General features: G+C 62.0%; 21 protein-coding genes and 1 other RNA gene. 2 read left to right on the top strand and 20 right to left on the bottom strand.

The annotated features are described in order from the left end of the window. Nucleotides 1-142 precede the first annotated feature (142 nt). The 12 genes from murB to mraZ are packed head-to-tail and all read right to left on the bottom strand — an operon-like array spanning nt 143 to nt 13,814. A complete protein-coding gene (gene murB, locus DZG07_RS10070) occupies nt 143-1,108 on the bottom strand; it encodes a UDP-N-acetylmuramate dehydrogenase (RefSeq protein ID WP_119816581.1) in 966 nt (321 codons plus the stop codon). Next, a complete protein-coding gene (gene murC / locus DZG07_RS10065) occupies nt 1,105-2,511 on the bottom strand; it encodes a UDP-N-acetylmuramate--L-alanine ligase (RefSeq protein ID WP_119816578.1) in 1,407 nt (468 codons plus the stop codon). Before murC ends, murB begins: the two co-directional genes overlap by 4 nt. Beyond that, nucleotides 2,508-3,635 (bottom strand): undecaprenyldiphospho-muramoylpentapeptide beta-N-acetylglucosaminyltransferase, encoded by a 1,128-nt coding sequence (gene murG, locus DZG07_RS10060; RefSeq protein ID WP_119816576.1) that lies wholly within the window; start codon nt 3,633-3,635, stop codon nt 2,508-2,510. The genes murC and murG overlap by 4 nt, the downstream gene beginning before the upstream one ends. Before the next feature lies 1 nt (nt 3,636). Next, a complete protein-coding gene (ftsW, locus tag DZG07_RS10055) occupies nt 3,637-4,791 on the bottom strand; it encodes a putative lipid II flippase FtsW (protein ID WP_091914679.1) in 1,155 nt (384 codons plus the stop codon). Continuing rightward, entirely contained in the window at nt 4,791-6,191 is a 1,401-nt protein-coding gene (gene murD, locus DZG07_RS10050; RefSeq protein ID WP_119816573.1) for a UDP-N-acetylmuramoyl-L-alanine--D-glutamate ligase, read from the bottom strand. The genes ftsW and murD overlap by 1 nt, the downstream gene beginning before the upstream one ends. A 9-nt stretch (nt 6,192-6,200) precedes the next feature. Further along, a complete protein-coding gene (gene mraY, locus DZG07_RS10045; RefSeq protein ID WP_091914675.1) occupies nt 6,201-7,283 on the bottom strand; it encodes a phospho-N-acetylmuramoyl-pentapeptide-transferase in 1,083 nt (360 codons plus the stop codon). A 24-nt stretch (nt 7,284-7,307) separates the two neighbouring features. Next, nucleotides 7,308-8,741: a UDP-N-acetylmuramoylalanyl-D-glutamyl-2,6-diaminopimelate--D-alanyl-D-alanine ligase gene (locus DZG07_RS10040; RefSeq protein ID WP_119816570.1), complete on the bottom strand. Its 1,434-nt coding sequence runs from the start codon at nt 8,739-8,741 to the stop codon at nt 7,308-7,310. Next, nucleotides 8,738-10,192 (bottom strand): UDP-N-acetylmuramoyl-L-alanyl-D-glutamate--2,6-diaminopimelate ligase, encoded by a 1,455-nt coding sequence (locus tag DZG07_RS10035; RefSeq protein ID WP_119821582.1) that lies wholly within the window; start codon nt 10,190-10,192, stop codon nt 8,738-8,740. Before DZG07_RS10035 ends, DZG07_RS10040 begins: the two co-directional genes overlap by 4 nt. A 53-nt stretch (nt 10,193-10,245) precedes the next feature. After that, the gene (locus DZG07_RS10030; protein WP_162931592.1) at nt 10,246-11,964 is read right to left on the bottom strand and encodes a penicillin-binding protein 2; all 1,719 of its coding nucleotides are present in this window, start codon (nt 11,962-11,964) and stop codon (nt 10,246-10,248) included. After that, nucleotides 11,961-12,335, bottom strand: a complete 375-nt coding sequence (locus DZG07_RS10025) for a hypothetical protein (RefSeq protein ID WP_119816567.1) — start codon at nt 12,333-12,335, stop codon at nt 11,961-11,963. The genes DZG07_RS10030 and DZG07_RS10025 overlap by 4 nt, the downstream gene beginning before the upstream one ends. A 7-nt stretch (nt 12,336-12,342) precedes the next feature. Further along, nucleotides 12,343-13,353: a 16S rRNA (cytosine(1402)-N(4))-methyltransferase RsmH gene (gene rsmH, locus DZG07_RS10020; protein WP_119816564.1), complete on the bottom strand. Its 1,011-nt coding sequence runs from the start codon at nt 13,351-13,353 to the stop codon at nt 12,343-12,345. After that, nucleotides 13,350-13,814, bottom strand: a complete 465-nt coding sequence (mraZ, locus tag DZG07_RS10015) for a division/cell wall cluster transcriptional repressor MraZ (protein ID WP_119816561.1) — start codon at nt 13,812-13,814, stop codon at nt 13,350-13,352. Before mraZ ends, rsmH begins: the two co-directional genes overlap by 4 nt. Nucleotides 13,815-14,215: 401 nt before the next feature. On the opposite strand from mraZ, the gene DZG07_RS10010 reads away from it, so the two are divergent. Continuing rightward, nucleotides 14,216-15,331 (top strand): cystathionine gamma-lyase, encoded by a 1,116-nt coding sequence (locus DZG07_RS10010; protein WP_119816558.1) that lies wholly within the window; start codon nt 14,216-14,218, stop codon nt 15,329-15,331. A 5-nt stretch (nt 15,332-15,336) separates the two neighbouring features. On the opposite strand, the gene DZG07_RS10005 is transcribed toward DZG07_RS10010, so the two are convergent. From DZG07_RS10005 to DZG07_RS09970, 8 genes are all read right to left on the bottom strand, one after another. Further along, on the bottom strand, nt 15,337-15,630 hold the full coding sequence (locus DZG07_RS10005) for a type II toxin-antitoxin system RelE/ParE family toxin (protein WP_119816555.1): 294 nt from the start codon (nt 15,628-15,630) through the stop codon (nt 15,337-15,339). Continuing rightward, nucleotides 15,630-15,899, bottom strand: coding sequence for a type II toxin-antitoxin system ParD family antitoxin (locus DZG07_RS10000; RefSeq protein WP_091914662.1), 270 nt, complete (start codon nt 15,897-15,899; stop codon nt 15,630-15,632). Before DZG07_RS10000 ends, DZG07_RS10005 begins: the two co-directional genes overlap by 1 nt. A gap of 152 nt (nt 15,900-16,051) precedes the next feature. Then, nucleotides 16,052-16,451: RNase P RNA component class A (gene rnpB / locus DZG07_RS09995), an RNA gene on the bottom strand. Nucleotides 16,452-16,609: 158 nt separating this feature from the next. Continuing rightward, nucleotides 16,610-17,332: a transglycosylase SLT domain-containing protein gene (locus DZG07_RS09990; protein ID WP_119816552.1), complete on the bottom strand. Its 723-nt coding sequence runs from the start codon at nt 17,330-17,332 to the stop codon at nt 16,610-16,612. A 188-nt stretch (nt 17,333-17,520) separates the two neighbouring features. After that, nucleotides 17,521-18,285 carry an N-acetylmuramoyl-L-alanine amidase gene (locus DZG07_RS09985; protein WP_119816549.1) on the bottom strand — a complete coding sequence of 255 codons (765 nt, stop codon included), beginning with the start codon at nt 18,283-18,285 and terminating at the stop codon, nt 17,521-17,523. Continuing rightward, nucleotides 18,282-19,001 carry a DnaJ family molecular chaperone gene (locus DZG07_RS09980; RefSeq protein WP_119816546.1) on the bottom strand — a complete coding sequence of 240 codons (720 nt, stop codon included), beginning with the start codon at nt 18,999-19,001 and terminating at the stop codon, nt 18,282-18,284. Before DZG07_RS09980 ends, DZG07_RS09985 begins: the two co-directional genes overlap by 4 nt. A 134-nt stretch (nt 19,002-19,135) precedes the next feature. Next, on the bottom strand, nt 19,136-19,342 hold the full coding sequence (locus DZG07_RS09975; protein WP_091914658.1) for a hypothetical protein: 207 nt from the start codon (nt 19,340-19,342) through the stop codon (nt 19,136-19,138). Between the two features lie 155 nt (nt 19,343-19,497). Further along, on the bottom strand, nt 19,498-20,019 hold the full coding sequence (locus DZG07_RS09970) for a winged helix DNA-binding protein (protein ID WP_119816543.1): 522 nt from the start codon (nt 20,017-20,019) through the stop codon (nt 19,498-19,500). A 113-nt stretch (nt 20,020-20,132) separates the two neighbouring features. On the opposite strand from DZG07_RS09970, the gene DZG07_RS09965 reads away from it, so the two are divergent. Continuing rightward, nucleotides 20,133-24,017 (top strand): hydantoinase B/oxoprolinase family protein, encoded by a 3,885-nt coding sequence (locus DZG07_RS09965; RefSeq protein ID WP_119816540.1) that lies wholly within the window; start codon nt 20,133-20,135, stop codon nt 24,015-24,017. Nucleotides 24,018-24,264: the final 247 nt, after the last annotated feature.

The following is a 24,264-nucleotide window of genomic DNA, read 5'->3' as shown; positions in this document are numbered from 1 at the left end:
CAAATCAGGAAACGCTTTTGTCCAAAGAATCAGAGAGTTGACTCTGTGGCAAGCCCCAAGGATTCGAGTTGATTCAATTTATGTAAATTTAGGTCGATTGTGATCACGCTGCACGTTTCTGGAGCAGGCAAATCACGCTTTGCTAAAGTAGCTGCCCCAGGAATTCCTGCACGTCGTGATCGGGCTTGAAGTTGCCGATGCGCTTGATCTCCCAGTGCAGGCGAATGCCCGAATTCTCGAGCACGCGCGCCCGAACCGTCTCGCCGAGATATTCGAGGTCGTAACCGGTGGCATGGCCGGTGTTGATCATGAAGTTGCAATGCATCGGCGACATTTGCGCCCCGCCAATCATCAGCCCGCGGCAGCCCGCCTTGTCGATCTCTTTCCAGGCCGATGTGCCTTCCGGATTCTTGAAGGTCGATCCCCCGGTCTTCTCGCGGATCGGCTGGACGGTCTCGCGATGATGCTGAACCGCATCCATCGCCGCGCGGATGGTTTCGCGGTCTTCCTTGTAGCCCTCGAACAGTGCTGAGGTGAAAATCAGGTCCGCGGATGCCGAGGAATGCCGATAGGCATAGCCCATCTCCTCGTTCGACAGCGTGTGGATATTGCCTTGCCGGTCGAGCGCGCGCACCTCGACGACACGCTCGCGCGTCTCGACGCCGTTGGCGCCCGCATTCATGCGCAGCGCCCCACCGATGGCTCCGGGAATGCCATGGTAGAAATGGAAGCCGCCGATGCCTGCCTCCAGCGCCACGGCCGCCACGCGCTTGTCGGGCGTAGACGCGCCCGCCCTGATGCGCGTTTCAGAAATGACCTCGGCCTCGCCGAACCCCTTTGCCGAAAGCCGCACGACAAAACCCGGAATACCGCCTTCACGCACCAGAAGGTTGGAGCCGATACCGACGATCGTCAGCGGAACATCCTCAGGCACCGCCTTCAGGAAAGCTGCGAGATCGTCCTCGTCGGCGGGCTGGAACAGTGCGTCCGCAGGTCCACCGGCGCGAAACCAGGTGATCTTGTCCATTTCCGCGTCGGGCGTGATACGGCCACGCAGACCGGCAAGCCGGTCGCCCAGCCTGGCAAGAAGCGCCGCGCCCTTCGTCATGCCGTATCCCCGCCGAGTTCCTTCGGCAACGCATAGGCCCATTGCGTGATGTTGCCGGCACCCAGAAAGATGACGAAATCACCCGGCTTGGCAAGTTCACGCACGATGGGAGCGATGGCAGCCGGCCCTTCGATGTGGCGCGCGTCGCGATGGCCACCGGCGCGGATACGCGAAACCAGCGCTTCGGAATTGGCACCCTCGATCGGTTCTTCGCCGGCCGCATAGACCGGCGCAACCATCACCGTGTCGGCATCGTTGAAGCAGGCGGAGAAATCGTCAAACAGGTCGTGCAGGCGTGTGAAGCGATGCGGCTGCGCAATCGCGATGACACGGCCTTTCGTTGCATCCCGCGCCGCCCTCAGCACGGCCTTGATCTCGACCGGATGGTGGCCGTAATCGTCGAATATCTGCACGCCGTTCCAGCTTCCTGTTGGCGTGAAGCGGCGCTTGACGCCACCGAAGGACGACAGGCCCTTCTTGATGTCCTCAGGCGTCAGGCCGAGCTCGTGAGCGACGGCGATGGCAGCGGTGGCATTGGAAACATTGTGACGGCCGGGCATCGGCAGGCGCAGGTCGGAAATGATCGTCTGCGCGGCGGTCTTGCGGTCGCGGATGACCACGTCGAACAGGGAGGCCGCACCATCCATGCGATGGCGCGTGAAGCGAACATCGGCCTGCGTGTTCTCGCCATAGGTGATGACGCGGCGATCTTCGATGCGCGACACCAGCGCCTGCACCTCGGGATGGTCGGTGCACATCACGCCGAAGCCATAGAACGGCACATTCTCCACGAACTGGCGAAACGCCTCGCGCACCTTGTCGAAGGACCCGTAGTGATCGAGATGTTCCGGGTCGATATTGGTAACGACCGCAATGTCTGCCGGCAGCTTCAGGAAGGTGCCGTCACTCTCGTCGGCTTCCACCACCATCCACTCGCCCTCGCCCATGCGGGCATTGGTGCCATAGGCGTTGATGATGCCGCCATTGATGACCGTCGGATCGAGGCCACCGGCATCAAGCAGCGTGGCGACCATCGAGGTCGTCGTCGTCTTGCCATGCGTGCCACCGATGGCGACCGCCTGCCGGAAGCGCATAAGCTCGGCCAGCATCTCGGCGCGGCGAACGATCGGCAGCAGCTTTTCGCGCGCCGCGATCAGTTCGGGATTGGTTTTCTTGATTGCCGTCGAAACGACGACGACTTCGGCATCGCCAAGGTTTTCGGCGCGATGGCCGACGAAGCACTCGATGCCCTTGTCGCGCAGCCGCTGGACGTTGGCACTGTCGGACTGGTCGGAGCCCTGCACCTTGTAGCCGAGATTGTGCAGCACTTCGGCAATACCGCTCATGCCGATGCCGCCAATGCCGATGAAATGCACAAGGCCGATCGTCTGCCGCATCTTCATGGCCGCATCCCTTCTTTTATGTCTTCAATCGGTTTCCTCGCCGCAATAGCCTCTGTGAGGTCGGCAAGCAACCGCACCGCGTCGGGTTTGCCGGCTGACTTTGCAGCCGAGGCCATCGCCACGAGCCGGTCAGGTTCGGTCATGAGCCCGGCGATCAGGCCGGAGAGGACTTCCGTGGTCAGCGTCGCCTGCTGGTGAACCTCCGCCCCGCCCAATGCGGACAGGGTCGCAGCATTCGCGGCCTGATCGTGGTCGAGCGCGTAGGGAAACGGCACCAGCAAGGACGGGCGGCCGATGACGGCGATTTCGGAAACCGTCGAAGCACCGGAACGGGCGATCACCAGATGTGACGACGCCATTCGCGCCGCCATGTCGGTGAAGAACGGCAACACATTCGCCTCGATGCCGAGTTCGGCATAAGCGGCGGTGACGCGAGCGACATCCTCGGCGCGGGCCTGTTGCGTGATGACCAGCCGCTTGCGCAAAGCTTCGGGGAGAGCAGCGATCGCCGGCGGGACCGCATCGGAAAAGAACAGCGCGCCCTGGCTGCCGCCGAATACCAGCAGGCGGAAAGGTTCGCCTTCAACAGGAGCCGCATAGGCGGTGCGGGCAGCCTCGAGCACTGCCGGGCGGACCGGGTTGCCGGTGATGACGGTCTTGTCGCCAAAACTGCTCGCTGCCTCGTCTAGGAAGCCGCCGGCGATTGCCGTCACATTTGCCGCCAGAGCGCGGTTGGCGCGCCCCATCACCGCGTTCTGTTCGTGGATTATCGTCCTCACACGGCGACGCGTCGCGGCATAGACCGGAGGCAATGTCGGGTAGCCGCCGAAGCCGATAACGACTTCCGGCTTCAGCCTTCGGATCAGCGCCGATGACTGCCTGAAGCCGCGCCAGATCGTCCAGAACGACGCGAGCAGCTTCAGCGGATTGCGTGAACCGATCGTTGCCGACGCGATCGAATGAACCGCCTTGGCCGGAAAATTGCCGGCATAGCGTCCCGCACGGTCGTCGGTGGCAAGATGCACATCCCAGCCCCGCGCCTTCAGTTCATGCGACAAGGCCTCAGCCGGAAAGAGATGGCCGCCGGTACCGCCGGCGGCAAGAAGTATTGTCCCCCTCGCCATGTCATTCCGCCGGCATGGCGTGCTGGGAGAGCCCCGAGAAGCCGACCTGCTTGCGCTTTTCCGGTCGCTTTCGCGTCAGGGCCAGCACCATGCCCATGGAGATGGCAATCGCGATCAGCGAGGAACCGCCATAGGAGATGAAAGGCAAGGTCATGCCCTTGGCCGGCATGAGCTGCAGGTTGACGCCCATATTGATGACCGACTGGAAGCCGAACACGACGACCAGCCCGGCCACGGCATAGCGGGTGAAATCGTCCTGCTCCTTCAGCGCCGTGTTCAGCCCGCGCAGCACGATAAAGGCGAACAGGAACATGATGGCGAAGCAGAGCACGATGCCGAATTCCTCGCCGGCGACCGCAAAGACGAAGTCGGCGTGGCTGTCGGGGATGATCCGCTTGACGGTGCCCTCACCCGGTCCAACGCCGAACCAGCCGCCATTGATGACAGCCTCGCGGCCCATGTCGACCTGGAACGTATCGCCCTCGCCCGTCACGAAGCGGTCGATACGGCCGGCGACGTGCGGGAATATCGTATAGGCCGCCACCGCACCGCCGGCGCCAAGCGCGCCGAGCACGACGATCCACAGCCATGGCATGCCGGCCATGAAGAACATCACGCCCCAGGTGCCGAGCGCCAGCATGGTCTGGCCAAGGTCAGGCTGCGCCACCAGCAAGGCCACGACGAGGCCGAGCAGGATCATGGCAAAGAGATTGCCGGGAATGTCGGGCTGGCGCGCATGCTCGGCGAACAGCCAGGCGCAGACGATGACGAAAGCCGGTTTCAGAAACTCCGAAGGCTGGATCGAGACGCCGGCGAATGACACCCAGCGCCGCGCGCCCTTGACCTCGACGCCGATGTAGAGGACCGCCACCATCAGCACCAGTGAGACGCACAGCATGATGAGCGCCATGCGCCGCACCTCCCGCGCTTCCAGGAAGGACACTGCAAGCATCACCGCCAGTGCCGGGATGGTGAAGAAAATCTGCCTTGTGGCGAAGTGGAAACTGCCGAGCCCGATGCGCTCGGCCACCGCCGGACTAGCCGCGAATGACAGGATGATCCCGAGGCCCATCAAGGACAGGAAGGCAGCGAGAAACCAGCGATCGATCGTTCGCCACCAGATTGCGACCGGGCTTTTGTCCAGACGGCTTGCCATCAGCGTGTCCCTCCAATGGGCTTTATTCTCTCAAGCGCGCCGACAGCCTCCTTGAAGGCTGCGCCGCGTATTTCGAAATTCTTGAACTGGTCGAAACTCGCACAGGCCGGCGACAACAGGACGACCGCCTCGCTGGCATCGTCGAGGGCGGCGTCGCGCGCCGCATGCTCGACGGCCGCAGCGAGCGTGCCGGAAATCTCGTAGGGCACGGCCTCGCCCAGCGTCGCCGAGAAGGCTGGTGCCGCCTCGCCGATCAGATAGGCCTTGGCGATGCGCGAAAAGAACCCGCGCAATGGCTCGATGCCGCCTTCCTTCTGCAATCCGCCGGCGATCCAGTAGATGCGCGGGAAGCTCGAGAGAGCAGGTGCTGCCGCATCCGCGTTGGTCGCCTTGGAATCGTTGATGAACAGCACATGGTCGCGGCGGGCCACCTGCTCCATGCGGTGGGCGAGGCCCGGAAAGCTTTCGAGGCCGGACTGTATCTCGCCAAGATCGAGGCCTACTTTCATGCAGGCGACGACTGCAGCAAGCGCGTTCTGCGCATTGTGCTGCCCGCGCAGCGAGCCGATGCCTTCAAGGAAAGCAATGCGGCTGAAGCGACCGTGCTTTGCTTCCATCAGATTGGTGCCATCGGCGAAATAACCGTCGGTCAGCGGCAATCGCTTGGAAATGCGCACGACATCCTTGCCCGCCTTTTCGAGGCGGTCGGCGATCTGGGCGCAGTAGATATCATCGATGCCGATGATTGCGGTCTCGCTGCCCGCAACCAGCCGCTCCTTGATCGACGCGTAGTGCTGCATCGTGCCGTGACGATCGAGATGGTCAGGCGTCAGGTTGAGCAGGATGCCCGCCGTGGGGTTGATCGAAGGCGCAAGATCGATCTGATAGGAAGAGCATTCGACCACGTAATGGCGATCGTTCTTCGGCGGATCGAGTGTCATGACGGCGCGGCCGATATTGCCGCCCATCTGCGTATCACGGCCGGACGCCTGGATGATATGGGCGGTCAGTGCCGTGGTCGTCGATTTCCCGTTGGTGCCGGTGATCGCAATGAAGGGAGACGCCGGCGCCCGCGCAATGCGCTCGCGCGCAAACAATTCGATGTCGCCGATGACCTCGACACCTGCACCCCGCGCCAGCTCCACCGTCCAGTGCGGCTTCGGATGTGTCAGCGGCACGCCGGGAGACAGGACGAACGAGGAAAAATGCGACCAGTCTGCCTGGCGCAGATCCTTCGTCTCGATTCCCGCCGCCTTGGCCTTGAGCACGCTTTCGGGATTATCGTCCCACGCCGACACGCTGGCGCCGCCTTCGATGAGCGCATGCGCCGTCGCTATCCCCGAGCCGCCAAGCCCGAAGAGCGCTACACGCCTGCCGCCGAACGAGCGCGCTGGAATCATCTAAATCCCCTACCGCAACTTTAGGGTCGACAAGCCGACCAGCGCAAGAATGACGGCGATGATCCAGAAGCGGATCACGACCTGGCTCTCGGTCCAGCCGAGCTTTTCGAAATGATGGTGGATTGGCGCCATCAGAAACACGCGCTTGCCGGTCGCCTTGAAGAAGCCGACCTGGATGATGACCGACAGGGCTTCCATGACGAACAGGCCGCCGATAATGGCCAGCACGATCTCGTGCTTCGTCGCCACGGCGATGGTGCCGATAAGGCCGCCCATTGCCAGCGAGCCGGTGTCACCCATGAAAATGGCGGCCGGCGGTGCATTGAACCAGAGAAAGCCGAGACCGGCGCCGATGACTGCGCCGAGGATCACCGCGAGTTCGCCGGTGCCGGGCACGAAATGGATCTGCAGATATTCAGCGAATACCGCGTTACCCGAGAGGTAGGCGATGACGCCGAAGGACGCGGCCGCGATCATGATCGGCACGATGGCAAGCCCGTCCAGCCCGTCGGTGAGGTTGACCGCGTTGCCTGCTCCGACGATCACGATGCAGGCGAAAGGTATGAAGAACCAGCCGAGATTGATCAGGAAATCCTTGATGAAGGGGAATGTCAGCGAGGACGAGAAGGGCTCCTGCCCCGCATGCATGATCGCCCAGCCGGCGATTGCCGCGATGACGAATTCGATCGCCAGCCGCGCCTTGCCGGAAAAGCCGAGATGCGACTGTTTCGTCACCTTCAGATAGTCGTCGTAGAAGCCGATCGCGCCGAAGCCAAGCGTCACAAGCAGGACGATCCAGACATAGGCGCTGGTTATATTCGCCCATAGCAGCGACGAACCGACGATGCCCGAGATGATCATCAGGCCACCCATGGTCGGGGTGCCGGCCTTCTTGAAATGGGTTTGCGGCCCGTCGGCGCGGATCGGCTGACCCTTGCCCTGCCTGACCCTCAGCGAGTTGATGATCATCGGCCCGAAGATGAAGACGATCAGCGCCGAGGTGATCAGCGCTCCGCCGGTGCGGAACGTGATGTAGCGAAAGACATTGAAGGCCGAAAAATGGTCCGCAAAATCAACCAGTAAAGTAAGCATCTAAGGCCTTTCCCCGGACCGCGATCAGCTGTTTGCAGTGCTTCCGGCCTGCGCCGGGAACTTTTCGAGAAGCGCATCGACAAGTTTCGAAAAACCGATGCCCTTCGATGACTTGATCATGATGACGTCGCCCGGACGGATCGCCTTGATCAGGACCGACTTGAGGTCCTGCGCGCTTGCCCGGTACTCAGTATGAAAATCGCTCGGCAGAACCTCCGCCAGAGCCTTGATCTCCGGCCCGGCGAGAAAGACGCGATTGGTCTTGCCTTCGGTGACAAGCTCGGCCAGCGCTGCGTGCAGCTTCGCCGAATGCTGGCCAAGCTCCAGCATATCGCCAAGCACAGCGACACGCCGCCCCTCTCCCGAAACCGGCGTCGCCTCCAGAAGCGCCATCGCCGCCTTCATGGATGCCGGATTGGCGTTGTAGCTCTCATCGATCAGCGTGAACGGCCCCTCGCGGTGACGCAGCACATGGCGTTGCCCGCGACCGCGCTCCGGCACCAGATCTTCGAGCGCCAAAGCCACCTTGGTCACGTCTGCGCCGGCAAGATGCGCAGCACCGAGAACCGCCAGAACGTTCTGGACGATGTGACGGCCCGGGGCGCCGATCTTGGCGGCAACTTCCTTGCCTAGCACCTTCGCCGTCATGATCGAATGATCGGCGTGAAGCACAAAATTGGTGAGTTTCACCTGCGCCCGCACATGCTCTCCGAAACCGACGACATTTTCGACGCCGGCCGCATGCGCCAGCTTTTCCAGCAGCTTGAAGCGAGCATCGTCACGGTTGATGAGCGCCGTGCCATGCGGCTCGATACCCTCGAAAATCTCAGCCTTGGCCTTGGCGATATCGTCGAGGCTCTTGAAATGCCCGAGATGCGCCGCCGCGATGGCGGTGATGATCGCGATATGCGGCCTCACCATCTTCACCAGCGGGCGGATTTCATTCTCGTGGTTCATGCCGATCTCAAAGATGGCGTAATCGCAATCTTCCGGCATGCGGGCGAGCGTCAGCGGCACGCCCCAGTGATTGTTGAAGGACGCGGCCGAGGCATGCACCTTGCCCACAGCCGAAAGCGCGTGACGCAGCGCTTCCTTGGTGCTGGTCTTGCCGACCGAACCGGTCACGGCGATGATTTTGCCCTGTGCACGGGCGCGTGCTGCGATGCCGGCCTTTTCGAGTGCTACCAGCACGTCCGGCACGACGATCATCGGCGCGGTCAGTCGCCCGAGCGCCGGCAGCTTGCCTTCGGCCACGACCAGCAGACCCGCACCAGCCTTGACTGCGGCGGTTGCGAAATCGTGGCCGTCCATGGCCTCGCCCTTGATGGCGAAAAACGCCTCTCCCGGCTTCAGGCTGCGGCTGTCGATGGAAATGCCGGTTATGCCATCAGGCATATGCCCGAGCGGGCGACCGTCCATTGCCGCAATCAGCGCATCGGAGGTCCAGAGCAAGCTCATGCCGCATGCTCCCTAAGAGCCTGCCGCACTTCTTCATGATCCGAGAACGGGAAGGTTTCGGAACCGATGGTCTGGCCTTCCTCGTGGCCCTTGCCCGCGACGATCAACGTATCGCCGGCGTGAAGCATCGATATCGCCTCGCGAATGGCGGCGCGGCGGTCTCCGATCTCGATGGCATTGGGTGCGGCGGCCAGAATGGCGGCGCGGATCGTCTCGGGTACTTCCGAGCGCGGATTGTCGTCGGTGACGATGGTGACATCGGCGAGACGTGTCGCGATCTCGCCCATGATCGGACGCTTGCCGCGATCACGATCGCCGCCGCAGCCGAACACCACGACGACACGGCCGGTCGTGAAGGGACGGACAGAAGCCAGCACATTCTCCAGCGCGTCTGGCTTGTGGGCGTAATCGACATAGATCGGCGCGCCTTCGACGGTGGTACCGACGAGGTCCAGCCTGCCGGGAGCGCCTTTCAGCTTTTCGAGCGCACCAAGCGCCTTTGCGGCGTCCGTGCCCGTAGCAATGGCAAGACCGGCAGCAACCAGCGCGTTGTAGATCTGGAAATCGCCGGCCAGCGGCAGATCGATTTCATGAATAATGCCGCCGGCTTCGATCTCGGCGCGCTGGCGATAGCGCTCGTGCTCGACGCGCTTCAAGCGCAGGAAGTCGCCGTGGCGGCCGACGGTCAGCACTTCGAGGCCTGCCGCCTTCGCGGCGGCGACGGTCGGCTGCGACCATGGATCGTCGGCAAAGATCACCGCCGGCGCGCCTTTCGGCAGCAACGTGTCGAACAGGCGAAGCTTTGCCTGGTGATATTCCTCGACCGTCGGATGATAATCCATATGGTCGCGGCCGAGATTGGTGAAGCCGCCGGCGGCAAGCTTCACGCCATCCAGTCGGCGCTGGTCGAGGCCATGGCTGGAAGCTTCCATCGAAGCATGGGTCACGCCGGCCTTGGCCAATTCCGACAGCAGGCGATGGAGTTCGACCGGGTCGGGCGTGGTCAGCGAACCATATTCGTTGCGGCCAGGTGCGACGACGCCGGTGGTGCCGATGCTGGCTGCTGCGAAGCCCGCCCGCTCCCAAATCTGACGCGTGAACGCTGCGACGGACGTCTTGCCGCTCGTGCCCGTCACGGCGACCATGGTTTCGGGTTGACCGCTGAATAGCCGAGCCGCAAGCAGCGCCAGCGCACGCCTCGGATCGTCCACCGACAGCACCGGGATAGAGGGCGAGCCCAACTGCGCGCCCTTGGCGGCGACGATCGCTGCCGCACCACGCTTTTCGGCGTCAGCGGCATAAACCGCGCCGTCGGCCTTGGTGCCGGCCACGGCCACGAAGATGTCGCCAGTCTGTATCGTGCGGGAGTCCGAAGAAACTCCGCCCGTCTCCAGATCGCCTGGAAATGTCCCTTCGACAGGCAGGATACCGGCAAGTTCTTTCAGCTTCATCGAAGTCCGTTCGTCATAAACAAATGGCGCGCTTTGCCGGCGCGCCTCGAGAATCATTGGTACGAAACCAGCTTAGCTTCAGTTTCATGGCCGAAATCTGGCTGTACGCCAAGAAAGGAAGCAGAACGCCTGATGATATTCGACACAATAGGTGCCGCATTGAACCCGGCCGTGGCGCCCGCGCCGGGCTTTTCGGGCTTCGGCTCATCGATAATGCTGAGCACGATGTATTGCGGGTCTTCCATCGGGAAGGCCGCGACGAAGGCGTTGAACCGGACAGTCGAGGAGTAACGGCCGTTCACGACTTTTTCGGCGGTGCCGGTCTTGCCGCCGACGCGATAGCCGGGAACTGCAGCGCGCTTGCCGGAGCCGCCGGGCGCGGTCGCGTTCAAACGGTAGAGGTAGCGCATATCCTCGCCGGTCTTTTCCTTTATCACGCGCGTGGCCACAGCGTCGGCCTGCGCCTGCGTGCGCGGCAGGAATGTCGGCTCGAACAGCAGGCCGCCGTTCATCAGCGCCGCCGCACCGACAGCCGTCTGCAGCGGTGTCGTCGACATGCCGTGGCCGAAGGCGATGGTGATCGAATGCACCTTCTTCCAGACTTTCGGCTCGGACGGGCGCGCCACTTCCGGAAGTTCGGTTTTCATGCGGTCGAGAAGGCCAATGCGCTTCAGGAACTCACGGTGTCCCTCGATGCCGACCACGTCAGCCTCGCGCGCCGAGCCGATGTTGGACGAATAGATGAACACTTCCGGCACGGTCAGAATGCGGCCCTTGCCGTGGAAGTCGCGGATCGTCTGGCGGCCGATGGTGATCGGCCGACGCGCGTCGAAGGTGCTGTTGAGCGTCACCTTGCCCGAATCCAGCGCCATCGCGGTGGTGAAGCTCTTGATGGTCGAGCCCATCTCGTAGGTGCCTGCCGACATGCGGTTCAGGTGATCCTTGTCGAGCGCGTTGTAGGGATTGTTCGGGTCGAAGTCCGGCACTGAGGCCATGGCCAGAACTTCGCCGGTCTTGGCGTTGAGCACGACCGCACCCGCCGCAATGGCGTGAAATTTTTCCATGGCGCGGGAGACCTCGTCGCGCACGATATGCTGCACACGAAGATCGATCGAAAGCCGCACCGGCTTCAGGTCTTTCGCTGTTGCCAGACCCGAGGCCTGCAAATCGGCAAGGCCCTGATCGTCGATATACTTCTCCATTCCGGCGATGCCCTGATTGTCGATATTGGTCAGGCCAAGAATGTGCGAAGCCGTCGGGCCGCCCGGATAGAAGCGCCGCTTCTCGGTACGGAAGCCGATGCCCGGCAGGCCGAGCTGCATGATGTCGTTCTGCTGCTTCGGCGAAAGCTGGCGCTTCAGCCAGACGAAACCGGTACCGCTCTTCAGCTTGTTGTAGGTCTGCTCGACTTCGATGTCGGGCAACACGGTCTGGAGCTTCTCGATGACCTCGTCGGCATCGACGATGCGGCGCGGTTCGGCAAACAGCGAAGCCGTCTTGATGTCCGTGGCCAGCACCTCGCCGTTGCGGTCGACAATGTCGGGACGCGACGCGGTGACCCGCGAGACGGGGCCACCCGAAGCTTCGGGGTCCTGGAAGCCGAGATAGACGAGACGCCCCGCGATGGTCGCGTAAATGCCCAGGAACACCGCCATGGTCATGACCACGCGGTTTTTCGACCGTCCGCCTGTCGCCTTGCGCGCGCCCTCGACGATGATCGACGCCGTTGAGGATTCAGCCTTCGAGATGCGCTTGCGCCAAAACTTCATCATTGAGTCACCGCCCCCGTCACGATCTTGTCGGTTCCGCTATCGGCCATGCCACCGAGCCGCTGCGTCGAGAAATCCGGTATGTCGACGGGACGCGCCGGCAGATCGTCGAGAGTTACGACCTGGCGCGCCTCCACCGGCTGCAGCTGAAGCTGGGACTCGTAAAGCTCCGACAGTTTCTGCAGGCGCGCGGGCTGGGTCAGCAGGCTCCAGTCGGCTTTCAGCAGATCGATGGAGTCTTCCTCGAAACGTATCTGCTGCTCGATCTTGCGCGCGGCGTCGAGCTGGCTTTCCGCATCATGCTTGGTCTTGTAGGTGAAGGCAGCCGCCGAAACCATGACCGCGATGAGAACGATGTCGCTTGTGCGGAACATTTGTTTCTTACCTTTCGGACCGGATTTCAGGGAGTTTGGGTAGGCCGAAGATCGACAGGTCGTCGGAACGCGACGGCGCTTCCGTGCGGATCGCGGCGCGCAGCTTGGCAGAACGCGCGCGCGGATTTGCTTCGGTCTCGGCCTCGGAAGGTCCGACTGCGCCGCCCGATTTTTCGAAGGTTGCAGCCTGGACCTGCGTTTCAGGCATGTAGCGCGAGCCGGCAGCACTGCCGGAACGATTGACGATGAAGCGCTTGACGATGCGATCCTCGAGCGAATGGAAGGTCACCACGACCAGTCGTCCGCCGGGCTTCAATGCTCGCTCGGCGGCAAACAGCGCGCGCGCCAGTTCGCCAAGCTCGTCATTGACGTAGATGCGCAGCGCCTGGAAGACGCGCGTCGCCGGATGGATCTTGTCCTTGGGATTGCGCCCGACGTGATCGGCAATCGCCTCGGCCAGATCGCGCGTGCGCTCGAAGAAGCGCACTGCACGGCGCTTCTCGATCATGCGTGCGATGCGCCCGGCGTGACGCTCCTCACCGAGAAAGCCGAAGATACGGGCGAGATCGCCCGACTTGAAGCGATTGACGACATCGGCAGCGCTGAGGCCTTCCTGCGCCATGCGCATGTCGAGCGGGCCGTCGAAGCGGAAGGAAAAGCCGCGCTCGGCCTGGTCGAGCTGCATCGAGGAAACGCCGATATCGAGCACGACGCCATCGACATCGTGTGCATAATCGTCGAGCTGCGAGAACGGCCCGTGCACCAGTTGCAGACGGCCGCCCGATTGCGCCTCGAGTTCGCGCCCGGCAGAAATCGCATCGGGATCGCGATCCACGGCAACGACATTCGCGCCCTGCGCCAGAATTGCTTTCGTATAACCGCCTGCGCCAAAAGTGCCGTCAACGATCCTGTCGCCTGTCTCAAGCGCCAATGCCGAGATCACTTCATCGAGCAGAACCGGAATGTGGGGAGCCGATCCGCCAACGGCATGATCGTCTTCGCCATCGCTCGTCATCATTCCGCTTCCTCCACCGGCTTTGCGCCCGCCCCCTGCCGAAGCTTCAAGAGCCGCGCACGCACTTCCGCGCCATAGGCGCGCAGACGTTCCGGTTCCCACATCTGAAAGAAATTGCCACGACCCACGAACACCACCTCCGAGGAGATGCCGGTGTGCTCGCGCATGAAATCCGAGACCGTTATGCGGCCGTCCTGATCCAGCTTCAGGAACATCCCGTCGCCATGACAGAAAAAGGACATGTCGTCCGCAGTCTGCAGGAACGGATCTTCCTGCGCGATGCGCTGCTCGTAACGGTCGAGCAGATCGAGCCCGCCGACATCCAGCGCCGGAATGTCCAGCGCGCGCAGAGCGTAGAGTTCCGAATAACCGCGTTTCTGCACGACCGAACGGAAATGCGCCGGAACCGAAACCCGGCCCTTGGCATCGATCCTGTTCACCGCATTGGACAGAAACCGGTCCATCAATTGATACAGCCGCCCCCGTCGCGTCGCTTGCCATCTTGTCCCCCGCGTTGTCGCAACGCGGTGCCTTCGCACCCAGATCCCTGCTTTCGAATGCTAAAAGATCGCCCCGCGCGACCGCCGCGACTAATCGCTTGGGGAACGCTTCACCCGGGACTGGAACGAAGTCTTGATTATCCGAATGGGATAGCATGGGCCAATATGGGCGTCAACGGGAACGGACTACACAACGACTGCCACGCCGCCGCTTTCAGCGGCTTTGACGGCATTGCCACCTTTATCGTCCATTAAGCCTAACGAACCGTTTAGAAGCGTCTGGCCCAGCACCACTCACCTTGCCCGCGCCAGCCGACCAGAATAGCGTTGCAAGGAACCGCAAACCTGTCGAAAGCCTTGAAAGCATGTTCGAAGACAGCCATTCGCGCGCCGCATCTCTTGCCCATCTGCGCGGCAGAAAGCTCGAACGCGGCGAGCCGATTCCCCTGCCACTGACGATGTCGGCGACCTTTCACGCCCCCGGTGATTCGACCGGCTTTCACCAATATGGCCGCTTCTCCAATCCGACGTGGGATGCCGTGGAGGAATTGCTCACCCATCTGGAAGACGCGCCGAGCGTCGCCTTCCCTTCCGGCATGGCGGCGATCGCAGCGGTATTCTTTGCAATGCTTAAATCCGGTGACCGCATTCTCCTGCCTGCCGACGGCTATCACACGACCCGAATTCTTGCCGACAGGTTCCTGGGCAAGCTTGGCGTCGAACTGGATGTCCGGCCTACCGCGACCTTCCTCGACAGCGGTTTTTCCGGCTATCGGCTGGTCTTCATCGAAACGCCATCCAACCCGACGCTCGACATCTGCGATATCACCGCGGTTGCCGAAGCCGTCCACGCCGCCGGCGCAATCCTCGTCGCCGACAACACCACCATGACGCCCTACGGCCAGCGCCCGCTCGACCTCGGCGCGGATATCGTCGTGGCAGCCGACACCAAGGCGCCGAACGGCCACTCCGATGCCCTGTTCGGCCATGTCGCCAGCCGCGACGCCGATATCATCACCGCCATCAAGGATTGGCGCCAAACCGCCGGCAGCATCCCGAGCCCATTCGACGCCTGGCTGGTGCATCGCGGCCTTGAAACGCTGGAAGTGCGGTTCGACCGCATGTGCTCGTCCGCCGAGGTGATAGCGCGACGCCTGAAAGAGCATCCGGCGGTGAAACTCGTGCGCTTTCCAGGTCTTGAAGGAGATCCTTCGCACAATCTCGCCCGCGCCCAGATGGAACGCTTCGGCTTTCTGATCAGCATCGTGCTTGATTCGGAGGACCAGGCGGAAGACTTCATCAATGGCTGCACCTTGATGCAGGCGGCCACGTCCTTCGGCAGCGTCCACACATCGGCCGAGCGCCGCAACAAGCGCGGCGACGCAGTGCCGCCGGGCTTCGTGCGCATCGCGATCGGCTGCGAGCCGGCAGAGGAGCTTTGGACGGCGATCAAGGCTTCGCTGGATAATGTGAGCGGCTGAACCGATCAGGCTTCGAGATCGTCGGCGGTGATGTCGCGCTTGCCGTGAAGGACGCGGAGGATTTCGATGTGATCTGCGGCGATCCGGTAGAAGGTCAGATATTCGCCCATGACCAGATGCCTGATGCTTGCCGCAATGTCGGTTCGCTCCATGCCTGAATAAGGTTGCAGTTCCCAACGAGCCTGAAATCTGTCGAGAAGACGGTCAGCTGCAGCCTCGTTATTCGCTGCGACGTAAAGCCAGATGTCGATCAAATCTTCTTCTGCGCGGGCGGACTTCCTTACCGGCAGATATGTCATCAGCGGCTCTTTGCCAGTCGGCTACGCGCTTCTTTCTTGATCTCATCCATCGAGGAGAACCGCCCCGGCCCGCTATCAATCCCCTCCTGAATCAGCGTCCGCAACTCCTCTATCGAATACCCGAACAGGTCGCGGCGCTCCTTCCACTGGCGTAGCGCGTCGCGGATGACTTCGCTGGCCGACGCATATTCGCCCGCTGCAACGGCGTCATCGACACTCGCCGCGAGTTCCGGCGAAAGCGTGATGCTGCGTTTGTCGACATGTCCCATGACGCATCTCCTTTGACCAAAATGGTACGATTAAATCGCACCACATTCAAGAAGCACCATTGAGCAGGCCAAACCGATTCATCGCGCGAAGTCGATGACTCGACGCACCTGAAAAATCTCGCAAGCCGCTGAAACGGAAGAGTTTAAGTTAAAATGCCAGCCGGCCTATAAGCCGGGTTTTGTATGGCCTTTGCACCTTGCGGCGCAAAAACGTGGCGGCCATTCGTCTTGGACGCATGTTGCCATGCGCCTCATGCAACCTACCCGGATGGCAGGGCCGGAAACAGCCCTGAGAGGTTTCCCCCCTCATACCATCCCTATTCGGTTTTGCTCCCGGTGGGGTTTACCTTGCCGCTCCTGTTGCCAGTCGCGCGGTGGGCTCTTACCCCACCCTTTCACCCTTACCGCGCAAGCGCGGCGGTTTGCTTTCTGTGGCACTTTCCCTGGGGTCGCCCCCGCCGGTCGTTATCCGGCACCGTGTTTCCATGGAGCCCGGACTTTCCTCACCCGCAGCCTTTCGGCTCTCGCTGGTGCGGCCGCCCGGCCGGCTGGCAATGCGTATAAAGGGGTTCGCGCCTGAAAAGGCAAATGAAAAAGCCTGCTTTTTCAAGCAGGCTTCATGCATTCCACGGCAATAGTGACCAGAGGTCGTTTGATAACTCGCCCTGCCGCGTCAGATGACCGTCAGGGTAGAGTTAGCAGGCGGCCTCTCAGTTCATGGCGAGTTGCTGCTTCACCTTGCTGCAATAGGCCGACGAAACCGGGTTCATGCGCGTTGCGGCATGGCCGGCATTGTACTTCAGAACCGTGCCGCAGGTGGTGCCGCCGCCCAGCGAATGGGCCATGGCCAGATACTTCATGCCGAATTTGATGTTGGTCTCGGGGTTGAACAATCCACCGGCACCGCCGCTGTAACCCATCATGCGGGCCGTCGACGGCTTGATCTGCATCAGCCCGATTTCCCCGGCGCTGCCGCGCGCATTCGGATTGTAATTGCTTTCAACGCGAATGACGGCATGGGCGAGCGACACCGGCACGCCGTAGGTTGCGGCATAACGAGCAACGATGCTGCTATACTGTGCACCGGCATATTTCTGCGTGTTCGCGCCCTTCTTGCCGATCGAAGCAGTCTGCGTCATGTCGATCTCGGTCTTCGTGCCGCTCTTGCGGCTCTTCATGACCACCTGCTTGACCTTCGAACCACTCTTCTGAGCCTTGGCCTTCTTCACGCCGGTCGTCTTCTTGACGCTCGTCGTCTTCTTCACGTCCCGCTTCGAGACCTTCGCATCCGCGACCTTCACGTTCGCCTTTCCCTTGACCGAAGGCACGACGACGACATTTTCATCTTTTCTTGTGGAAGCGGCCTCCGCATTCGCGGCAAAGCCTATCAAGCCGACAGCAAAAGCTGCCGTGAGAACGGTCAGTTTCTTCATGATTACCTAATCTGTTTATTGGCCGCGTGAAGAAATCACGCAGCAACCCTTACTCAACGGCAAGCTATCTTGGGGACATCTTCACCATCTGCACGGCAATGGGTTTGCCGGTCGATTTGGCGGCAATGAAGGCCGGCAAAGTAACTTTAGGTTACACTTTGTAACGACAGTTCGCTCGCCGGTATACTTCAGGCGGAACTGGCCGGCAGTTTGGACAGCAGGCGGCGCAGTGTTTCAACGGTGGCGGGATCGGCAATGCCGTCTACCCTGCTGACGCGAAAGTGGCGCTGGAACGCAGCGACCACGATTTCAGTCCGAGAATCAAAAATTCCAGTGATTTCAATCCCATAACCGTAGAGCGCGAGCATCGACTGCAGCCTTTCGACGGCAACGCCCTCGTCCCCGGGCTTCAGCATCGAGCCCTTGCGCGTGCGGGCGGGCTCCACAAAATGGCCGACGCCTGCATGCGCCAGAATTCGCCATGGAAATTTTTCGCCGGGGTCCACCTTGCGACCCGGTGCCACATCAGAATGCGCTAAAATTCTTTCAGGCACGATGCCATGGCGCCCGGAAATTCCACCACAAAGCCCGATAACTGCCTCAATCTGCCCCTTTGGAAAGGCCTTGTAACCCAGGGTATGGCCCGGATTGACGATCTCGATTCCGACCGACCAGGAGTTTATGTCGGTCTCGCCGCGCCAGAAACTCTTGCCGGCATGCCAGGCGCGATCGCTTTCGCGCACCATCTGAACGATGCGCCCGTCCTCATGCACCAGATAGTGCGAAGACACTTCGCTCGCCGGATCGCACAGCCAAGCCTCGGCCGCTTCGCCCGTCGCCATCCCGGTGTAGTGGAGAATAATCATGTCCGGCCGGTCGGTGCCACGGCGCGGTGTGAAATTCCGTGAAACGCGGATCTCGGCGCCGGGATGATCGGGCGGAAATCCGCTCATGCGGCGCGCGCTCCGCGCTCGATCATTTCATAAGCGGCGTTTATGGCGGCGACGCGCGTCGTGGCGATCTTGATAAACTCCTCCGGCAAACCGCGGCCGATCAGCTTGTCCGGATGGTTGTTTGCGACCAGCGTGAGATAATGCTTGCGCACATCCTTGAAAGGTTTTCCGCGCTCGATACCGAGAACGACATAAGGGTCAGCATCACCGAGATCGAGATGCCGCGACAGAATGGTCTGATAATGCGCCTCCTCGATCCGGAAAATCTCCGAAACGCGCTTCAGAAACAGGCTCTCGCGCTCATGCAGCACACCGTCCGACTTGGCAATGTGGAACAGCCCGTCGAGGATATCTTCCAGCATGGCGCAGTTCTGATGGCCCGAGCCGCAAAGCCCGGCCATGCGCTGCGCATAAGTTTCGAAGCCCGCGACATCCTGCTTGGCGAGATCGTAAAGCCGCGCGACATTGTGCGCTTCCTTCGGCGGAATCTCGAAAATCTCGCGGAAAGCGCGGATTTCGTCCTGCGTTACCACGCCATCGGCTTTCGCCATCTTGGCCGATAGCGCGATCATCGCCACCGAAAAGGATACGCGGCGGCGCAGTTCTACGTCTCCCTCGAACACCGTTCGCACCGCCTCGACGACATCGGCGATGCCGGATGCTGCGGAAGCGGAAACGCGGTTGATGAAGTCGCCTATGCTGGCCCAAATCGACATAAGCCGCTTCTTAAGGTGAAACGGCTTTCTTGGCGAGGCAGAATCCGAAGGTTGCGACAAAAGGAAAGGCCGGGTTTCCCCGGCCTTTCACGGCAGCCTGAGCCGCCATACTCTGATTTACGCGTACTCAGTGGTTACTGCGCAGGCGCGGCAGGCTGAGTGGTCGTACCGCCAGTACCCGTGCTGGTGTCAGGTGCGGGAGCCGCTGCCGGCGGCGTTGCCGGTTCGGTCGTGGCGGGCGGTGTGGTGCTCTGCGTCGTCGTGCTGTCGGAGCTGTCGCTGCACGCGGCAATACCGAAAAGCGCGACGGCGGAAACTGACGCAAGAATAAGCTTCTTCATAATATCTCTCCTTCACAAACAACGCCTGATTTATCAGACGGTCGTGTTCAAAATGTGCAAACTATTGTTTGGGTTGCGTCACTTACGCTGACACGAAGAAACATTTCGTCAAATGCCGGAACACTTTAGCACTTCGGCAAATAGACTTTCCGTGCCTAGAGACTCGCCGCCCCACGTGCTGCCTGATCGTATTGCCCGGATAATGCGCGCATGAGCGCCGCGATGCCGCTCATCTCCGCCTCATCGAATTTCAGCCCTTTAATGCTGGAAACCAGCAGCGCCTCGCGAACCTCGCGATAGCGCTGACACGCGGCAGCGCCCTCCTCTGTCACCTTGACGGTCTTTTCCTTGCCGCGCCGCCCGGTCTGGATCAGCTCGAGCCCTTCCAGCTTCTTCAGCGCATAGGCCACCACATGGGTGTCTTCGATGTTGTACATCATGCAGATGTCGGCCAGCGTCTTCTCGCGGCCCCGGTGATTGGTGGCATGCAGGATCAGCACATCAAGCGGCGCAAGGCCGGGAAGTCCGGCAGCACCCATGCAGCGCGCCATCCAACGCTGGAAGGCATTACCCAGGATGGTCAGCGCGAATTCCATCTCCGAAAGCGCCGGCATGGCGCCATCGGCCAGATGCGCGGCCGCAACGACCGGGCCGACGAGGGGGTTCGTTTCAGTCATCAGCGCAGAGCCTCAATTACATTTTATCGACAAAACATTGACGAAATGGCCTCGTTTTGCTGTATAGCAGTCTTGGCCCTGATATCCAAGATCGATTGCCGGGAGACGCTCCAATGAACGCCAAGACGTGGGATTTCTGGATCGATCGCGGCGGCACATTCACCGATGTCATCGGCCGCGACCCGGAAGGCGGGCTTCATCCACGCAAGCTGCTGTCGGAAAATCCTGAAGCCTATCGCGACGCCGCCATCCAGGGCATTCGCGATCTTCTTGGCGTAAAGTCCGGCGAGCCGGTTCCCTCGACGCGCATCGGCGACATCAAGATGGGCACGACGGTCGCCACCAATGCGCTTCTGGAACGCAAGGGCGACCGCGTCCTGCTGCTCATCACCAAGGGCTTTCGCGATGCGCTGCGCATTGCCTATCAGGCCCGCCCCGACATTTTCGCGAAAGAGATCATTCTCCCCGAACAGCTCTACGAGCGTGTCATCGAAGTCGAGGAGCGGGTTCGCGCCGACGGTACGGTGGAACGCTTGCTCGACATAGCTGCCGTCAAGCCCGCGATCGAACAGGCGAAGGCAGACGGCATCGACGCCGTCGCCATCGTCTTCATGCATGCCTGGAAATTCCCCGAGCATGAACAGGTCGTGGCAAAGGTCTGCCGCAAGATCGGCTTCGGCCAGGTCTCGGTCAGCCACGAGGTCTCGCCACTGGTGAAGCTGGTCGGGCGGGGCGACACGACGGTGGTGGACGCCTATCTGTCGCCGATCCTGTCGCGTTATGTCAGCCGGGTGGCTGGGGAGTTGGGCATTGTCTCCCCCCTTGAGGGGGAGATGGCTGCGAAGCAGCCAGAGGGGGTCGGTCAAGGCAGCACTCGGCGCAAGGAAACGTCGAGCACTGCCGCTACGACCCCACCCGGCGACTTCGTAGCCACCCTCCCCTCGAGGGGGAGGGAAACACCCCGCCTGATGTTCATGATGTCCTCCGGAGGGCTCACCGCCGCTGACATGTTCCAGGGCAAGGACGCGCTGCTGTCCGGCCCGGCCGGCGGCGTCGTCGGCATGGTCGAGACCGCAAAAATCGCCGGCTTCGAAAAGGTCATCGGCTTCGACATGGGCGGCACCTCGACCGATGTCGCGCATTATGACGGCGAATATGAGCGCGCCTTCGACACCGAGGTCGCCGGCGTGCGCGTGCGCGCGCCGATGATGCGCATCCACACGGTGGCTGCCGGTGGCGGCTCGATCCTGCATTTCGAGGCAGGCCGCTTCCGCGCCGGCCCGGATTCGGCCGGCGCCAATCCCGGTCCCGCCTGCTATCGCCGCGGCGGGCCGCTCGCCGTCACCGACGCCAATGTCATGCTCGGCAAGCTGCAGCCCGATTTCTTCCCGGCGATCTTCGGGCGCGATCAGGACCAGCCGCTCGATACCGATGTGGTCCGCCAGAAATTCGAGGCGCTTGCCGCCGAGATCGGCGATGGCCGCAGCCCGGAATCGGTGGCGGAAGGCTTCGTCACCATCGCCGTCGAGAACATGGCCAACGCCATCAAGAAGATTTCCGTCCAGCGCGGCTATGACGTGACCGAATATCTGCTGAACTGCTTCGGCGGCGCCGGCGGCCAGCATGCCTGCCTGGTGGCCGACGCGCTGGGGATGGAGGCTGTGCTCATCCACCCCTTCTCCGGCTTGCTCTCGGCCTATGGCATCGGCCTGTCGTCTGTCTTCGCCTCGCGTCAGCAGGCACTGCTGAAGCCGCTGACCGAAGAGTCGCTCAGCGCAATCAACGACATGATCGCTGCCCTGCGCAAGGACACGCTTGCCGAACTCACCAATCAGGGCATAGCCGAGGAAAACGTCGCGTGGCGGCCAGTGCTGCATATCCGCTACGACGGCACCGACACAGCTTTGCCGGTCAATTTCGAGGCCGGCTCGGTGGCGCAGGCGGTCGGCGATTTCGAGGCCGCGCACAAGGCACAGTTCGGCTTCGTCTACGACAACAAGCCGATGATCGTCGAAGCCGTCGGCGTTGAGGGCACTGACAGCAGCGGGCAAGATAAGACGGAAGCCTACGCTCCCGCAGGACCAGCAAAGGTTGAGGCGAAGCCATCGGAAACCCGCCGCCTCTACACCGAAGGCCAATGGCACGAGGCGGGCATCTACCGCCGCGAAGATTTGCGTCCGTCCTGCCTCATTTCCGGCCCGGCGCTGATCATCGAAAGCCACCAGACCATCGTTGTCGAACCGGGCTGGCGAGCTGAAATCACCAACCAGAACCACGTTGTCATTCGCCGCATGAGCAAAAAGCGCCGGCAAGCGGCGCTTGGCACCGAGGCCGATCCGGTGATGCTGGAGGTGTTCAACAACCTGTTCATGTCGATCGCCGAGCAGATGGGCGTTACGCTTCAGAACACCGCCTATTCCGTCAACATCAAGGAGCGGCTGGATTTCTCCTGCGCCGTCTTCGACCGCACCGGCGCGCTGGTCGCCAACGCGCCGCATATGCCGGTGCATCTCGGCTCCATGGACCGCTCGGTGGAAACGATCATCCGCCTCAACGAAGGTGACATCCACCCCGGCGACGTCTTCGCGCTGAACGCACCTTATAATGGCGGCACGCATCTGCCGGATATCACCGTGGTGACGCCGGTGTTTTCCCTCCCCCTTGAGGGGAGGGTGGCCGCGGAGCGGGCGGGTGGGGTCGCCGCGGCAGTGCTCGACGTTCTGGCGGTGCCTTCTGAAAGTACCCCCTCCGCCGCCTCCGGCGTCACCTCCCCCTCGACGGGGGAGGAAATCCTCTTCTACGTTGCCTCGCGCGGCCATCACGCCGATGTCGGCGGCACAGCACCCGGCTCGATGACGCCGCTGGCGACGACGGTCGATGAAGAAGGCATCCTTATCGACAATTTCCGGCTCGTCGAACGCGGGAAATTCCGCGAGGCCGAACTTGAGCATCTGCTGACCGACCACCCCTACCCGGCCCGCAACCCGCATCAGAACATTGCCGACCTGAAGGCGCAGATTGCCGCCAACGAGAAGGGCGTGGCCGAGTTGCGCAAGATGGTCGCGCATTTCGGGCTGGACGTGGTCGAAGCCTATATGGGCCATGTCCAGGACAATGCCGCCGAAAGCGTGCGCCGCGTGCTGGAGCGCCTGCCGGACAGTTCGGAATATGAATATCCGACCGACACCGGTCAGGTCATCAAGGTGAAGATCACTGTCGACCGCGACAAGCGCGAGGCGACCGTCGACTTCACCGGCACCTCGCCGGTCATGAAGAACAATTTCAATGCGCCGGAGCCGGTGGCACGCGCGGCGGTGCTCTACGCCTTCCGCGTCATGGTCGAGGACATGATCCCGATGAATGCCGGCTGCCTGCGGCCCATCAACATCATCATTCCCGATGGCTGCATGCTGCGGCCGAGCTATCCGGCGGCGGTCGTGGCCGGCAATGTCGAGACCTCGCAGCACGTCACCAATGCGATATTCGGCGCCATGGGCGCGCTGGCCAATGCGCAGGGCACGATGAACAACCTGACCTATGGCAACAAGAAGTATCAATATTACGAGACGATCTGTTCCGGCTCGCCGGCCGGCCAGATGAACAATGGCCGTGGTTTTGCCGGCACCTCGGGCGTCCACACCCACATGACCAATTCGCGCCTCACCGACCCGGAAATTTTGGAACTGCGCTTTCCGGTTCTGCTCGAGGATTTTCATATCCGCGAAGGCACCGGCGGCAAGGGCAAGTGGAACGCCGGCGACGGGACCAAGCGCACCATCCGTTTCCTCGAAAAGATGGAATGCGCGATCCTCTCCAGCCATCGCGCAGCACCGCCTCGTGGCGTGAATGGCGGCGGCAATGGTGAGGTCGGCTCGACCAAAGTCCGCCGCAATGATGGCTCGGTCGAGATGCTGAAAGCCTGCGACCAGACCGTGCTGCAGCCCGGAGAGGCGGTGATCGTGACCACGCCCACGCCGGGAGGGTTTGGGGAGGGTTGAGGCGGGGCGCGACGCCCACCTCCCCCTTGAGGGGAGGTCGCCGCATAGCGGCGGGTGGGGTCGCCGCGGCAGTGCTCGACGTTCCTTTTGCGCCGAGTTCGGCATGAACCGACCCCACCCGCCTCGCTACGCTCGCCGACCTCCCCTCAAGGGGGAGGTGAGCGCTGGCGCGATCCCCTCCTTCGCCGTCAAACTGTCACCGCCCTGTCATGACGCTGCGCTACCCGCTTGCAACAACGCAAACGGG

The sequence above is a fragment of the Mesorhizobium sp. DCY119 genome (assembly GCF_003590645.1).
Taxonomy (GTDB): Bacteria; Pseudomonadota; Alphaproteobacteria; order Rhizobiales; family Rhizobiaceae; genus Mesorhizobium_M.
This window is presented reverse-complemented; position numbering and strand designations above follow the sequence as displayed.

Coding starts and splice junctions, on each gene's coding strand:
- murB (WP_119816581.1), bottom strand. CDS start 1,108: ATGACGAAGGGCGCGGCGCTTCTTGCCAGGCTGGGCGACCGGCTTGCC.
- murC (WP_119816578.1), bottom strand. CDS start 2,511: ATGAAGATGCGGCAGACGATCGGCCTTGTGCATTTCATCGGCATTGGC.
- murG (WP_119816576.1), bottom strand. CDS start 3,635: ATGGCGAGGGGGACAATACTTCTTGCCGCCGGCGGTACCGGCGGCCAT.
- ftsW (WP_091914679.1), bottom strand. CDS start 4,791: ATGGCAAGCCGTCTGGACAAAAGCCCGGTCGCAATCTGGTGGCGAACG.
- murD (WP_119816573.1), bottom strand. CDS start 6,191: ATGATTCCAGCGCGCTCGTTCGGCGGCAGGCGTGTAGCGCTCTTCGGG.
- mraY (WP_091914675.1), bottom strand. CDS start 7,283: ATGCTTACTTTACTGGTTGATTTTGCGGACCATTTTTCGGCCTTCAAT.
- DZG07_RS10040 (WP_119816570.1), bottom strand. CDS start 8,741: ATGAGCTTGCTCTGGACCTCCGATGCGCTGATTGCGGCAATGGACGGT.
- DZG07_RS10035 (WP_119821582.1), bottom strand. CDS start 10,192: ATGAAGCTGAAAGAACTTGCCGGTATCCTGCCTGTCGAAGGGACATTT.
- DZG07_RS10030 (WP_162931592.1), bottom strand. CDS start 11,964: ATGATGAAGTTTTGGCGCAAGCGCATCTCGAAGGCTGAATCCTCAACG.
- DZG07_RS10025 (WP_119816567.1), bottom strand. CDS start 12,335: ATGTTCCGCACAAGCGACATCGTTCTCATCGCGGTCATGGTTTCGGCG.
- rsmH (WP_119816564.1), bottom strand. CDS start 13,353: ATGATGACGAGCGATGGCGAAGACGATCATGCCGTTGGCGGATCGGCT.
- mraZ (WP_119816561.1), bottom strand. CDS start 13,814: ATGGACCGGTTTCTGTCCAATGCGGTGAACAGGATCGATGCCAAGGGC.
- DZG07_RS10010 (WP_119816558.1), top strand. CDS start 14,216: ATGTTCGAAGACAGCCATTCGCGCGCCGCATCTCTTGCCCATCTGCGC.
- DZG07_RS10005 (WP_119816555.1), bottom strand. CDS start 15,630: ATGACATATCTGCCGGTAAGGAAGTCCGCCCGCGCAGAAGAAGATTTG.
- DZG07_RS10000 (WP_091914662.1), bottom strand. CDS start 15,899: ATGGGACATGTCGACAAACGCAGCATCACGCTTTCGCCGGAACTCGCG.
- DZG07_RS09990 (WP_119816552.1), bottom strand. CDS start 17,332: ATGAAGAAACTGACCGTTCTCACGGCAGCTTTTGCTGTCGGCTTGATA.
- DZG07_RS09985 (WP_119816549.1), bottom strand. CDS start 18,285: ATGAGCGGATTTCCGCCCGATCATCCCGGCGCCGAGATCCGCGTTTCA.
- DZG07_RS09980 (WP_119816546.1), bottom strand. CDS start 19,001: ATGTCGATTTGGGCCAGCATAGGCGACTTCATCAACCGCGTTTCCGCT.
- DZG07_RS09975 (WP_091914658.1), bottom strand. CDS start 19,342: ATGAAGAAGCTTATTCTTGCGTCAGTTTCCGCCGTCGCGCTTTTCGGT.
- DZG07_RS09970 (WP_119816543.1), bottom strand. CDS start 20,019: ATGACTGAAACGAACCCCCTCGTCGGCCCGGTCGTTGCGGCCGCGCAT.
- DZG07_RS09965 (WP_119816540.1), top strand. CDS start 20,133: ATGAACGCCAAGACGTGGGATTTCTGGATCGATCGCGGCGGCACATTC.